The sequence below is a fragment of the Fructilactobacillus cliffordii genome (assembly GCF_024029355.1).
GTDB lineage: Bacteria > Bacillota > Bacilli > Lactobacillales > Lactobacillaceae > Fructilactobacillus > Fructilactobacillus cliffordii.
Window position 1 is genome coordinate 217040 of the sequence record NZ_CP097117.1, and the last position, 13748, is coordinate 230787.

At 46.4% G+C, this 13748-nt stretch carries 13 protein-coding genes; all 13 read right to left on the reverse strand.

What is annotated here, in order from left to right:
- The 13 genes from rsgA to M3M38_RS01115 all read right to left on the reverse strand — a co-directional run bounded on the left by rsgA (window position 1) and on the right by M3M38_RS01115 (window position 13731).
- On the reverse strand, window positions 1–906 hold the full coding sequence (gene rsgA / locus M3M38_RS01055) for a ribosome small subunit-dependent GTPase A (RefSeq protein ID WP_252814385.1): 906 nt from the start codon (window positions 904–906) through the stop codon (window positions 1–3).
- On the reverse strand, window positions 903–2243 hold the full coding sequence (gene rsmB / locus M3M38_RS01060; protein WP_252814387.1) for a 16S rRNA (cytosine(967)-C(5))-methyltransferase RsmB: 1341 nt from the start codon (window positions 2241–2243) through the stop codon (window positions 903–905). The genes rsgA and rsmB overlap by 4 nt, the downstream gene beginning before the upstream one ends.
- On the reverse strand, window positions 2224–3177 hold the full coding sequence (fmt, locus tag M3M38_RS01065) for a methionyl-tRNA formyltransferase (RefSeq protein WP_252814389.1): 954 nt from the start codon (window positions 3175–3177) through the stop codon (window positions 2224–2226). The genes rsmB and fmt overlap by 20 nt, the downstream gene beginning before the upstream one ends.
- Before the next feature lie 9 nt (window positions 3178–3186).
- Window positions 3187–5601, reverse strand: coding sequence for a primosomal protein N' (gene priA / locus M3M38_RS01070; RefSeq protein ID WP_252814391.1), 2415 nt, complete (start codon window positions 5599–5601; stop codon window positions 3187–3189).
- Window positions 5602–5631: 30 nt separating this feature from the next.
- Window positions 5632–6825: a bifunctional phosphopantothenoylcysteine decarboxylase/phosphopantothenate--cysteine ligase CoaBC gene (gene coaBC / locus M3M38_RS01075; protein ID WP_252814392.1), complete on the reverse strand. Its 1194-nt coding sequence runs from the start codon at window positions 6823–6825 to the stop codon at window positions 5632–5634.
- A gap of 124 nt (window positions 6826–6949) precedes the next feature.
- Window positions 6950–7141: a DNA-directed RNA polymerase subunit omega gene (rpoZ, locus tag M3M38_RS01080; protein ID WP_252767248.1), complete on the reverse strand. Its 192-nt coding sequence runs from the start codon at window positions 7139–7141 to the stop codon at window positions 6950–6952.
- Window positions 7141–7758 carry a guanylate kinase gene (gmk, locus tag M3M38_RS01085; RefSeq protein WP_252814394.1) on the reverse strand — a complete coding sequence of 206 codons (618 nt, stop codon included), beginning with the start codon at window positions 7756–7758 and terminating at the stop codon, window positions 7141–7143. Before gmk ends, rpoZ begins: the two co-directional genes overlap by 1 nt.
- A 70-nt stretch (window positions 7759–7828) precedes the next feature.
- Window positions 7829–9532 carry a DNA repair protein RecN gene (gene recN / locus M3M38_RS01090; protein WP_252814396.1) on the reverse strand — a complete coding sequence of 568 codons (1704 nt, stop codon included), beginning with the start codon at window positions 9530–9532 and terminating at the stop codon, window positions 7829–7831.
- Between the two features lie 37 nt (window positions 9533–9569).
- Window positions 9570–10388 carry a TlyA family RNA methyltransferase gene (locus tag M3M38_RS01095; RefSeq protein WP_252767251.1) on the reverse strand — a complete coding sequence of 273 codons (819 nt, stop codon included), beginning with the start codon at window positions 10386–10388 and terminating at the stop codon, window positions 9570–9572.
- A 10-nt stretch (window positions 10389–10398) separates the two neighbouring features.
- Entirely contained in the window at window positions 10399–11253 is an 855-nt protein-coding gene (locus M3M38_RS01100; RefSeq protein WP_252814398.1) for a polyprenyl synthetase family protein, read from the reverse strand.
- Window positions 11253–11531 (reverse strand): exodeoxyribonuclease VII small subunit, encoded by a 279-nt coding sequence (locus M3M38_RS01105; protein WP_252814400.1) that lies wholly within the window; start codon window positions 11529–11531, stop codon window positions 11253–11255. Before M3M38_RS01105 ends, M3M38_RS01100 begins: the two co-directional genes overlap by 1 nt.
- Window positions 11521–12879, reverse strand: coding sequence for an exodeoxyribonuclease VII large subunit (xseA, locus tag M3M38_RS01110; RefSeq protein WP_252814401.1), 1359 nt, complete (start codon window positions 12877–12879; stop codon window positions 11521–11523). The genes M3M38_RS01105 and xseA overlap by 11 nt, the downstream gene beginning before the upstream one ends.
- Window positions 12880–13731, reverse strand: a complete 852-nt coding sequence (locus M3M38_RS01115) for a bifunctional 5,10-methylenetetrahydrofolate dehydrogenase/5,10-methenyltetrahydrofolate cyclohydrolase (RefSeq protein WP_252814402.1) — start codon at window positions 13729–13731, stop codon at window positions 12880–12882. It lies immediately after the preceding gene.
- Between the last annotated feature and the right edge of the window lie 17 nt (window positions 13732–13748).

Here is a 13748-nt window from a genome sequence, read left to right on the forward strand (position 1 = left end):
TTAATTTCCTCTTTTCCGTCGGTAGACCGGTTTTTGGGCCTTAATGGTTTGATACTGGTCGACATAATCTTCATATCGGCTCGTTAAAATTGTACCATTTTTTACCCCCTGCTTCACGGCGCAATCCGGTTCGTTAATGTGCACGCACTCCCGGAATTTACAGTTCACGGCAACACGAACAAAGTCTGGATAATAATTTTTTAATTCGGTCGGTTGAATGTCCATGGTTTCAAAGGAAGAAAAGCCCGGGGTATCAGCAACTACCCCCCCATTAATGGTAACCAACGAAACTTTTCTAGTGGTGTGCTTACCCCGACTCAACGCCTGCGAAATCTCTCCGGTTGTGAGGTTTAATTCCGGATCCAAGTGATTTAAGAGGGTCGATTTTCCGGCTCCGGTTTGACCCATCACGACCGTCTGTTTATCAATTAGACGGGAAAGCAGCTGGGTATCTGCCTCCGGATCGGTTGCAATGATGGTCGGATATCCCACCAATTGCTGATAGTTTTTGACGATTTGTAAAAAGTGCGGCTTGACGGTTTCTGACAGTAGATCTACCTTGGTGAACACCAGGATTGGTTGAATGTGTTCTCGTTCTAGAGCAACCAGTTCTTTATCTAGTAAACTAGCCGAAAAATCTGGTTCTACCGCTGATGTAACCACAAACGCCTGATCTGTATTCGCAATTGGAGGCCGAACCAGCTCGTTAAAACGCGGTAAGACCTTTAACACATATCCCTCATGTTGATTGGGAGCCGTAAACTCCACCCAGTCACCAACTAGTGGTTTAATTTGGTGCTTACGAAAATTACCCCGAGCTCGGGTCCGAAAGGTTTTCCCGTTCAAAACAATGTCGTAAAAACCGCTCAGTGATTGATAAATTTTGCCCTTTTGAACGTCTGTCATTCTGACACCTTTCTCAAGCCTGCGACGAAGAAACCGTCTGAACCATAATCATCCGGATAAATTTTCAACTCCGGTTCGGTTCGCCCAGCCTTTAAATCATGCTTAGTCGTTACGTAAACTGCTTCAAAATTAGGATGCGTTGCTAAAAACCCCTGCACGTTCGCCATGTTTTCTTGATCTAAGATCGTACAGGTGCTGTACATTAGCATGCCTCCCACTTTCAACGTCGGTGCTACTGCATCTAAAATCGCTTGTTGGATATTGGCTAATTTTTCCACATCCGCCAGCGTCTTTTCGTACCGAATTTCGGGTTTGCGCCGGATCAGACCAATCCCAGAACATGGGGCATCCACCAAAATGTGATCAAAGGTTTGGGGAGCAAATTCAGTTGTGACCCGACGGGCGTCTAATGCCTGCGTGGTAATCCGGTCGCTAACTCCAAGCCGCTGCGCGTTTTCCTGAATCTTCTTGAGCTTTTTTTCGTGAAGATCTAACGCAACAACCTTCCCCGTGGTCAACCGCTCAGCAATTTGGGTGGTCTTCCCTCCCGGTGCTGCACAAGCATCCAGCACAACATCACTTTCAGCTAACGGTAACGCTTGGACCGGTAACATTGCACTTTCATCCTGAATCGTGTACAACCCAGCTTTAAATAAAGCAGAATGAGCGGCCACGCCATGACTTAATACGAGTGCGTCGGCGGCAATGACACTCGGTCGTACCGTAAACCCTTCTGCTTCTAACTGACTCTGCAGTTCAGCGGGCGTGGTCTTCACCCGGTTGACCCGAATTGATTGGTTCGCCGGTTGGTTAATGGTGGCTAGCAGGTGCTCTGCTTTAGTTTGACCTAGTTGATTCGTAAGGGTTTTAACCAACCAAACCGGTACACTAACCGAAATTGAAAGCCGTTCGACGGGATCTTTAATTTGTTGCAGATCGGGTAATCCCCGCCGCGCAATCGTATGCAAAACCCCCGTAACTAACCTTCGAATCCCATCATGACCACGTTGTTTAGCAATTTTAATGGATTCATCAAAAATTGCCCGGTTGGGAACCTTATCCAAATAAACCATCTGGTAAATCGCACTATCAAGGAGTTCGATGACCCACGGTTGTAACTTATCGGCGTGACTGACCAGTTGCTGCACGTAGTAATTAAGGGTGAGCCGATGCTGAATCACTCCATAAACGATGTTCGTAAATAAACGGATGTCTTTTTCTGACATCTCAGACGCGCTAATCACGTTATTAATCTGTAAATTAGAATAAGCGCCGTTATGCACGCGTTCTAACGTTTCCACCGCCAGAGAGCGTGGATTACTTTTGTTCGTACTCATCAATAAATTGGTCTCCTGTTTGTAGTGTCTGATTCCCGTTTAAAAAGGCTTGAATCGTCGTTCTTGGTTTTCCCGCTGGCTGTAATTCGTTAATTTTTAAGACGGTCTGGTCTCCCGCTGCAACCTCTAGGCTGTGCTTGGTCCGGATGACAACTTGTCCGGGAGCCAAATTCGTGGTTTTTCCCACTGGTTGGACGTCCCAAAATTTATACCGTTTTCCATCCACTAGCGCATAAGCTCCAGGATTAGGCCGCAAAGCGCGTACCTTCCAATCCAAATTTTGCGCGGGCTGCCGGAAATCCAGTTGCTCTTCCCCTCGTTTAATCGTGGGCGAAAATACCACTTGGTCCTCAGCTTGGGGTTGCGGCGTAATTTCGTGCTTGGCTAACTTGGGCAACGTGTCTAACAACAAGTCTCGGCCCACGATGCTGAGCTTTTGAAACATGGATTCCGTATCATCTTGATCAGTGATGGGAACGGCTGCTTGTTCCAAAATGTCTCCCGCATCCATTTCCTTGACCATGTACATAATCGTTACGCCGGTTTTGGCATCCCCATTCATAATTGCATACTGAACGGGAGCACCTCCCCGATACTTCGGGAGTAATGAGCCGTGTACATTAACCGCTGCGATTTGGGCAGCCTGCAGTAACTTCGTTGGTAAAAACTGACCGTAGGCAGCAGTAACGATAAAGTCTGGAGCTAAATCAATTACTTGTTGTAACTCGGGACTGCCACCCAGCTTTTCGGGTTGTAAAACGGGCAACCCGAGTTCCTCTGCCGTTTGCTTGACAGGTGACGCGGTCAACTTTCGTTTTCGGCCGACCGGGCGATCCGGTTGGGTCACCACTGCTTCTACTTGGTAGTGTTCGTTTAACGCCCATAAAATGGGAACGCTAAACTGCGGGGTCCCCATAAAAACTACTTTTTGCATTTGATCCTCCTACATAAAACTCTGTGGTTCCACGTCGATGGCAATCCGAAAGCCCTTGCGGATCTCTGTTTGGGAAATGGCTTGAATCCGATTCAAAGCATCTGGAAGTTGCTCATCGTGTTTATATTTAATGATAATTTGATAATAGTACCGATTTTTAATCCGAGCAATGGGTCGTGGTGTCGGTCCCAACAACTCGGTCTGGGGAGCAACGTTTGCTTGTAGCAAGTTCGATACCCGTAAAGCTTCCTCCGCCGCTGCATCTTCCTGCAGGGCGCTCACCGTTACTAAGACGGTGTAGAAATAGGGACTATAGCCGGCCAGATGGCGGAGTTGCATCTCTTTGTGGAAAAACGCTTCATAATCCTGACGTTGGGCAAGTTGAATCGCATAGTGCTCGGGGTTGAAAGTTTGAATGATAACTTGTCCTGATTTTTCCGCTCGTCCCGCTCGTCCCGCGACCTGCGTTAACAAATCAAAGGTTCGTTCACTAGCCCGAAAATCAGGCAAATCCAACCCGGTATCGGCATTTAGAACTCCCACTAGCGTTACGTTTGGAAAATCGAGTCCCTTCGCAATCATTTGGGTTCCTAACAAGATGTCGGCCTGCTGTTCCCCAAACTGATGCAAAATGCGGCGGTGGGCGCCCTTTTTGCGAGTCGTATCCACGTCCATTCGCAGAATACGTGCTTCTGGGACTAATTGTTGCAGTTGCTGAGTTGCTTTTTCCGTCCCCGTTCCAAAGTAACGAATGTTACGACTATGACACTGGGGACATTCGTTAGGAATCGCCGTTTCATAACCACAATAATGGCATTTCATGGTGTGCGTATCCAGATGCATGGTCAAAGAAATATCACAATGCGGACACTTTAATACGTACCCGCAATCCCGACAAAGCATGAACGAAGAAAAGCCCCGCCGGTTTAACATTAATACGACCTGTTCATGGCGCTGTAACGTTGCTTTGATGGCGCTAATCAACTCGTTCGAAAACAAGTCTCCCGTTCGTTGCACCGAATCAGTCATATCCACGATTTGAATCGCTGGCAGTTGCTGTTGATTAATCCGCTGGGGTAAGCGTAATAACTGATACACACCTTTTTCCGCACGGGCCCGAGATTCTAACGACGGAGTAGCACTTCCTAGCACCACCGGACAATGGTGGTACCGGGAGCGCCACAGAGCCACGTTGCGGGTATGATAGCGTGGATTATCGCTTTGTTTATAGCTCGGATCATGTTCCTCGTCTAAAATAATTAACCCTAACTTAGCGAGGGGCGCAAAAATAGCGGAGCGGGCTCCCACGACTACCTGAGCCTTACCTTCATTGATGCGGCGCCATTCATCGTATTTTTCCCCGTTCGAAAGACCACTATGTAAGATGGCCACTTGGCTACCGAACCGATTTTTTACCCGGCTCACCATCTGGGGGGTCAGAGCAATTTCTGGGACGAGCATCAATGCCTGTTCTGATTGATCTAAAGCACACTGAATTGTCTGTAAGTAGACCTCGGTTTTACCAGAACCCGTGACTCCTTCTAATAGGAAAGTAGTTGCTTGGTGGTTCGTAACGGCGGAGTTAATCTGCGTAACCGCCTGCCGTTGGTCCGCGGTAAGTGGCTTCGGTTGATCCGGCTTAATCGCTTCCTTGTTGGGATCACGATACTTTTCGACTTCCGTTTTCGTAACCCAACCGCGTTTTTGAAACGTGTTAATGACCGCTGGAGTAATCCCCGGTTCTTGAACTAAATCCCGTTGTTTTAACGGGGTTTGGGGTTGTTGTTCTAACTGATTCAGGAGCGCTAACTGACCCGTAGCGTTTTTCCGAATTAACTGCCGGACCTCCGCAAAGTCTTCAATCTGATTAACGACTGCCAACTCAGTTTTACGCTTCGCCTGATTCTGCACTTGATACTGCAATTGCACTTTTCCCTGCTGCCGTAACTTAGTAAGCCGCGCTAATTCAGCCGTGGTGAAGTGCTCTTGGTCCAATGGTAGGGCTGGCTGCACAGCAAAGCGTTCCTGCAACCAGGAATCCTTCACCGGCGGAACTGGTGTCACCAACGTTTGGTACTTGGCCTTCATCACGTTGGGCAGCATTGTCAGCAAACAACTAATCCGAAACGAATAGGTCGTTTCGGAAAGCCACTGGGACAGTTCTAATAACTCAGGATTAACCACGGGATTAAGGTCCATTAACCCTGCAATCGGTTTGAGTTTGGTCAAATCAGCCTTCGTTACGTCCGCGGCATCTTTCAGGCCCACCACAAATCCCTCAACCTTCCGATCACCCTTACCAAAGGGAACAACCACTCGCATCCCTGGTTGAATCTCATCCGTTAGTGCTTCCGGCACAACGTAGGAGTACGGAAAGTTTGTTTGGCGGGTAGGAACATCTACGATTACTTCTGCAATGGTCACACTGACCCCCCTTTCTTTGAAGTGTCTAATTTAGTTAAAAGTTTTCTTTAGCACGGCTAAAATGCGCTCTGCAATTGCTGATTTGGATTCGACTGGAGTTTGGGTTTCAAACCCATTCGCACCAATAATCGTCACTTGATTATCATCTGCGTTAAAACCAATCTGAGGGTTCCCCACGTCATTGAGAATAATAAAATCAGCCTTCTTGTTAGTTAACTTTCGAGCCGCATTTTGCTTTAAATCCTCGGTTTCTGCGGCAAACCCTACCACTAATTGGCCCGGCTTTTTTTGCGTTGCTACTAACTTTAGTAAATCTGGATTAGCTTCTAATTCTAACGTTAAATGGGCGTCCTCCGTTGTTTTCTTGATCTTTTGTGGGAAAACCTGAGCTGGACGGAAATCGCTTACAGCAGCCGCCATGAGCAAGACATCTGTTTGGGGAAACAACGTTTGTAGTTGAATTGCTAAATCTTGAGCCGTTCGCACCCGAACGAGTTTAACTCCCGGTGGGGTTGGCAGCGTCACGTTGGCACTAATCAGCGTCACTTCAGCCCCGTGGGCTTGGGCAGCTCGCGCTAGTTCATAGCCCATCTTTCCCGAAGAACGATTGGAAAGATAACGAACTGGGTCCAAATCTTCACGGGTTCCACCGGCCGTAATCAAAACTCGTTTCCCCTGCCAGTCTTGCTCGTTAGTAAATAATTTTTCGATTTCAGTCGCGATAACTTCTGGTTCAGGCATTCGTCCCTTAGCCGCGTATCCTTCGGCTAAAAATCCAGAATCAGGGCTCAACGTATGAATCCCATCTTGGCGAAGTTGCGTTAAATTTCTTTGGGTGGCGGGATTATTCCACATCCCATCGTTCATGGCCGGCACTACCAGTTTTGGCGCCGGAGCTGCTAAGAAAGTGGTCGTTGCCATGGAATCAGCGATTCCAGTGGCAGCCTTCGCAATGAAGTCGGCAGAAGCCGGTACCACAACGTTTAGATCTCCCCATTGAGCCGTTTCAACGTGAACCACCCCAGTTTGGTCCCAATCCGCATCGGTCAGGACATGATGTTGCGCAAGCGTTTGAAACGTCAGGGGCGTAACAAAGCGGGTGGCAGCCGTTGTCATTACCACGCGCACTTCTGCCCCGGCTTTGATTAAGAGTCGCAACAAATAAACCGCTTTATAGGCCGCAATGCTTCCCGTTACGTATAACGTGATTTTTTTCCCGTCCATAGTTCACCCCATGTCATTCGTTAATCTTATTATACCGAATTAACTGTCCCATTAATAAAAAAGACCACTACGCCAGGCGCCCTAGGCATCCCACTACGTATGGTCTTTTTTGTTCTAATTAGGCTTAGTTTTCAATCTTTAAAACTCCGGCCGCAATTTCTTCTAAGGCTTTTCCCACGGACTTGGAATTTTGATAGTGACTAAGTAAGGGAGCAGCTCCTTGGTCTAATTCTTCTGCCCGTTTACTGGCCAACATGACCAGTGAGTAACGGGAATCCACGATTTTTAACAAATCATCAATTGATGGATATAACATTAGATTTCATCTCCTAAACTATCCAAATAATCTGGCATTACTCGTTTGACTTTTAAGCGTTCACTTCGAACGATATCTTTAATCTGATTAACAGCGTTTTCAATTTTATCATTTACCACGGCATAATCATAGTTTTGCATCATATGAATTTCTTTGCTGGCCGTCTGAATCCGCTTGTTAATTACCTCTAGGGCGTCGGTCCCTCGACCAACCAGCCGACTCCGCAATTCTTTGATGTCTGGAGGAGTCAGGAAAATAAAGATGCCGTCGGGGCAGTTCGCCCGAACCTGTAAGGCCCCGTTAACTTCAATTTCTAGAAACACATCGTGACCCGCCTCTAATTGCTGGTTCACATAGTTTAATGGTGTTCCGTAGTAATTATCAACGTACTTGGCATACTCTAACATCTCACCATTTTTAATGTGATCTTCAAATTCCGTTTTAGAGACAAAGTAATAGTCAACCCCATTTTGTTCGCCGTCACGTGGTTGTCTCGTCGTCATGGAAATCGAATAGTTAAAATCCACGCTTGAATCCTCAAACAGTGCCTTACGTACCGTTCCCTTTCCAACCCCTGATGGACCAGAAAGGACAATTAACATCCCTCTTTTTGTCAATTAAACCGCTCCTTCATCAAAATACTTATTATTGGTATTATGGCGGTTTTTTTCAAAATAATCAACAGCATTATGCCCCGGCTTGCTTGGCCTTTTCAGCTAATTTCAACAGTTCTTGTGCATGTTCAATCGTTAACTTTGTCACAGTTGTCCCAGCTAGCATCCGCGCTAATTCATCAACCCGCTGTTTACCTGTAATCGGTTCGATACTCGTTTCCGTACGACCCTGCTTGTCGACGTGTTTTTCAATGTAATCCTGATGATCCGCCATCGCTGCCACTTGCGGCAAGTGGGTAATACACAATGCCTGCGACTTCAGACTAATCCCGTGAATCTTATCTGCAATTGCTTGGGCGACCCGACCCGATACTCCAGTATCCACTTCGTCAAAGATAATGGACGTTACCCCTTGCACCTTGGAAAAAATCGTTTTTAACGCTAACATAATCCGGGATAATTCTCCCCCAGACGCAATTTTATTAAGGGGAAGCATGGCTTCACCCGGATTAGTCCGCAGGTAAAACTCAGCGGTTTCAATTCCATTGGCATTAAAATGACCGGCTGGCAGGCTATTAAACCGAACCTCAAATTCGGTTTTGCCCATATAAAGATCGGCCAGTTGTTGCTGAATTGCATGGGTCAATTCTTTGGCACCTTGGTGTCTAATTTGTAGTAGTTTAGCTCCCAGTTGATTCAATCCGGTTTCCACGGTTTTAAGCTGCGTCTCTAGGTCATTGCCACTGTTGTTTTCAGCTTGCATGTCGGCCAGCTCCGCAGAAATTTTGTCATAGTAAGCTAAAATTTGTTCGACAGAATCACCGTATTTCCGCTTTAATTCAAAAATAGTGTTTAACCGGGCTTCCACTTCATCCAGACGGGACTGATCAAATTCCAAGGAATCAAGTTGGTTCGCAATTTCTCCCGTGGCATCCTGCAACATGTAGTAGGCGCCCTTCACGTTTTCGGCAATCTGTTTAAACTCGTCTCCTAGCCGTTCCACGGCTTCAATCGCGCTCATGGAATCACCAATCATATCAAGCGGACTAATTGTCTCGTCCCCTTCAATGTCAGCCAGGCTTTGATTTAAACTATTGCTAATCGTTTGGAAGTTATTGAGCCGGTCCCGTTCTTTTAGTAATTCTTCTTCTTCCCCTGCTGTGAGGTCGGCCTTTTCAATCTCGTTAACCTGATACTGTAACATATCAAATCGCTGGGCGCGCGCTTTTTCGTTTTGACTCTGATTACGAAGTTCTTTAGTTAACTTTTGGTACTTACGAAAATCTGTTTGATATTCAGAAAGGGTCGGCCGTAATTGATTGCCAATAAATTCATCCAGTAAGTCCATGTGCTGGTCCGCTTGCATCAACGCCTGATGTTCGTTTTGTCCATAAATATCAACCAACGTTTCCCCAATTTTTTTCAGGGTGGTAGTATTCACCAACATCCCATTTACCCGGCAAATATTCCGCCCGTTTCGATAAAGTTCCCGTTGCAAAATAATGTTGTCATCACTGTGATCAATTCCAAATTCATCTAACTTTTGCTCGGCAATTCCACCTTGCGGCACTAGAAACAAGCCCTGCAAAACAGCCTTATTAGCACCCGTCCGGATGAAATGCTGTGAGCCTCGGCCTCCAGCTAGTAAGCCCACGGCATCGATGATGATGGACTTTCCGGCCCCGGTTTCTCCAGTTAACACCGTCATACCAGTGTCAAAGTTGACGGCCAATTGGTCAATAATTGCAAAGTCTTTAATTGAAATCTCCTTTAGCACTTAATCACCTTCTTTAAGAACCCTTAAAAGTTCGTTTTTACTTTCGTAACGTTTTATAGGCCTGATCTTGAACAGCTGGGATAGAGATTGCTTCGTTGATGGTAGGCGTGTCACTTACCTTTAAATGCACTAAAAATTCCACGTTCCCTTCACCACCAGTAATCGGAGAAAAATCAAGGTTTAACACAGAAAAACCGGCTGCTACGGCATATGAAAAGACGTTTTCAATCACTTCGCGATGCACTGCTGGGTCGCGAACGATTCCGTGTTTGCCGACATGTTCTCGCCCTGCTTCAAATTGAGGTTTAATCAGCGCCACCACTTCTCCTCCTGGCTGTAAAATGGGGTGCAGTGGTCCCAAGATGAGCCGTAACGAAATAAACGAAACGTCAATTGACGCAAAGGCTGGTTGTCCCGCGGTAAAATCTTCCGGTTTACTGTAACGAAAATTAGTGTTTTCCATCACAATTACCCGCGGATCCGTGCGTAATTTCCACACCAATTGATTGGTCCCTACGTCTAATGCGTAGCTTAACCGCGCCCCATTTTGCAACATCACGTCCGTAAAGCCCCCGGTAGAAGAACCGATGTCTAAAACAATCTGATTCACCACGGAAATTTTAAAACGATCGAGTGCTTTGGCCAGCTTCAAACCGCCTCGACTCACATACGGCATCACGTTTCCCTTTAAATGAAGCTGGGTTTCACTAGGAATTTTAACTCCGGGCTTATCTAAGCGTTGTTCCTTTTCATCTAAAACTTCGCCCGCCATTACAGCTCGTTTGGCTTGTTCCCGACTCGTAAATAATCCTTGTTTTACTAAGAGAACGTCAATTCGTTCTTTTTCCTTTGCCATGCATCCATTCCTATCCTTTGAAATACGTTAAAAAGCTCCGCAATAAATCAGCATGAGGCACTGCATCTAAAGCTGATTCTCCTTCGGCAATCGTTTCCTGTAAGACCTGTTGAGCCTGCTTACGTCCGAGAAGATGCGCATAACTATTCTTGCCCTCGTCTTCATCAGTTCCTGCCTGTTCGTCCATTAAATCATCATAAATTTGAAAGGCTAATCCAAACTTTCCTGCAAAGTCAGCTAAATGCTGACGCTGATTTTCAGTGACGTTGGCCATAATGGCTCCAGCCAACACACTGTAGTGAAATAATGCTCCAGTTTTTTTACGGTCCAAATCCTGCAGTTCTACCAAAGACAATTGCAGTCCTGTTGCTTCCATGTCAATGACTTGTCCGGCAACCATGCCACGAGATCCTGCTGCTAGCGCTAACCGGTCGACCAATTCAATAATTTGATTTGCGGGCAGCCCGCTAGTGGCTAACACGTTAAAGGCATCCGTCAATAAACCACCCCCGGTTAAAATCGCCTGAGCCTCCCCAAATTGCTTGTGATTGGCTAATTTTCCTCGTCGGTAATCACTATCATCCATCGCTGGTAAGTCATCGTGAATCAACGAATAAGTGTGAATCATTTCGACCGCCACACTGGCTTGAAGACGTTCCTCCGTAATGGTTTCATCGCAGGTAAGCAAGGTCGCTAACGTTAGCAGAGGACGAAGGCGTTTTCCTCCGGCCAGTAACGAATAACGCAACGATTGCTGCAACGTTTGCTCCGTGCTTTCGTGGTCTAAAATCCTAGTTAATTCCGCTTCAATCTGTGGTCGATAATGCTGCGTCAACGCGGCTAACGTGGTTATTTTTTGGTCCATTAGAATGGTACATCCTCATCATCTTGCTTTTCATTTTTAGCTTGTTTTTCATAACCCTTATCCCGGGTAAACGAAACTTCCTCACCATCCGGGGTCATCATCTTGGTGAGCGTATCTTCCGCATTTTGTAACGTTTGTTGCATTGCTTGGCTCAATTTGACTCCCGTTTGGAATTCACTGAGCGCTTTTTCCAAGGGAACGTTTCCATTTTGGAGTTCCTGGACAATTTGTTCGAGGCGTTGCATGTTGTCTTCAAAGGTTGGTTTATTAGTTGTCATGATGATCTCCTTTTGCTTTCATAACCCGTTGCACGTTAGTAACGGCGGTTCCATCGCTAAAGGCAACCGTCAACTGATCGCCTAGTTTAACCTGAGTCACCGACTTCACTAGTTGGTGCTGGTCATCGTGAACCAGGCTATATCCCCGACTCATAATTTTAAGCGGACTAAGATGGTCCAAGGCAGCAACGTTGCCACGGAGTTGTTCTTGTTGTCGTTGTAAATTGGCCGTCATGGCTTGGCGCAAATTTTCGCGTTGGTAAGTTAGTTCCCGTTGATTTTGCTGAATCAGATTTTGAGGTGAGTTAGATTTCAAATTACTACTTGCTAATGCCAGTTGGTTCTGTCGCTCCGTTAAAATCCGCCGCATTTCTTGTTGTAAGCGTTCGGTCAATTGGTCCCGTTGCTGAGTGTAAGTTTCGTACAACCGCTGGGGCTGCTGGAACACGTAAGTTTGACGCAGTTGATCTAAACGTTGTTGTTGCAACTGTAAAATGTGATTCATACTGCTTTCCAACGTGGTTTGTGCGGTCCGTAACTGGGCTAAAACGTCGCTCAAAACAGGAGTTGCTAATACACCAGCCTGAGTAGGGGTCGATGCTCTGACATCTGCAACAAAATCTGCAATCGTGTTGTCCGTTTGGTGCCCCACGGAAGAAATAATCGGAATTTGACTCGCGTAAATTGCTCGTGCCACAACCTCCTCATTAAAGGGCCAAAGATCTTCAATCGAACCCCCACCACGGCCGATGATTAACGTGTCAAAGTCGCCTAACTGATTAACCCGTTCAATTTGGGATACAATTTCTGCTGCAGCATTTTCACCCTGCACAGCGGCGGGGAACAGAACTACCTGGACCTTGGGATCGCGTTTCCGGACGGCATCAATAATATCCCTAATCACCGCTCCACTCTGGGAAGTCACAACCGCAATTCGTCGCGGATAATTTGGTAACGGCTGTTTGTGTTCTGGCGCAAATAATCCCTCTTGATAAAGCTTTTGTTTCAATTGTTCATAGGCTACGTACAGATTTCCGACCCCATCTGGTTCCATGCCTTCCACGTAAATTTGGTACTGTCCACTACGCGGAAAGGTCGAAATCCGACCGGTAATTAAAACCTTCATTCCTTCTTCCGGTTCAAACTTGACCTTGGCAAACTGACCTTTCCACATCACGGCACTAATCACCGACTGGTCATCCTTGACACTAAAGTATTGGTGACCGGGACGCTTACGCCAGTTTGAGATTTCCCCCGTCAAGTAGACTCGTTTTAAGTACGGGTCGCGATCAAATTTTTGTTTAATGTATTGATTTAGGGCCGTAACCGTTAAATATTCCTGTTGCATCTAAAGTCCCCATTCACTCATTTCTACCGTTTGTTGCATTAAAGTGGCAATTGTCATCGGTCCTACTCCTCCAGGAACTGGAGTAATGCTTCTAATATTAGTGGGTTCCGTCGGATAATCAACGTCTCCCACAAGTTGTCCGTTTTCGTCCAGATTTTGGCCTACGTCAATTACCGTGGTTTGCGGCTGAAAATCAGCATCATTTAAGAAATGCGCTTTTCCCACCGCTGAAATCACAATATCTGCAGTTTTGAGAAAATCCTGGCGGTCACGAGTTTGGCTGTGTAGCACTGATACCGTAGCCCCTGCATTCAACAGTAAGGCTGCGAGGGGCTTACCCACGATTGAGCTCTTGCCAATCATGACTACGTTGGCCCCTTTAACTGGAATCTGGTTAAACTCTAACAAGGTCATCACGCCCCGCGGAGTACAGGCCACCGGGTACGGGCCCGGTAAATTCAAGTACAATTTCCCCACGTTGACCGGATGAAAGCCATCAACGTCCTTGTTCGGATCAATGGTTGCAATGACCTTAGTTTCATCTAAGTGCGCTGGTAATGGTGACTGTACTAAAATGGCATTAATACGATCATCGTGATTCAAGACGGAAATAATTTCCAATAATGCTACTTCACTGATGTCTTCTGGGAGCTGTTTTAACACGGAGTAAATTCCCAATTTTTGCGCTTGTTTTTCCTTCATACGCACATAACGTTCACTGGCCTGATTATGCCCCACCAATACCACCGCCAATCCAGGAATAATTCCCCGTTGTTTCAGCAGTTTAACTCGTTGTTTCGTTGCTTCGTTGACCGTTTGTGCAGCTTTACGACCATCAATTAATTGGACCATGATTACCCCCTCCCCTT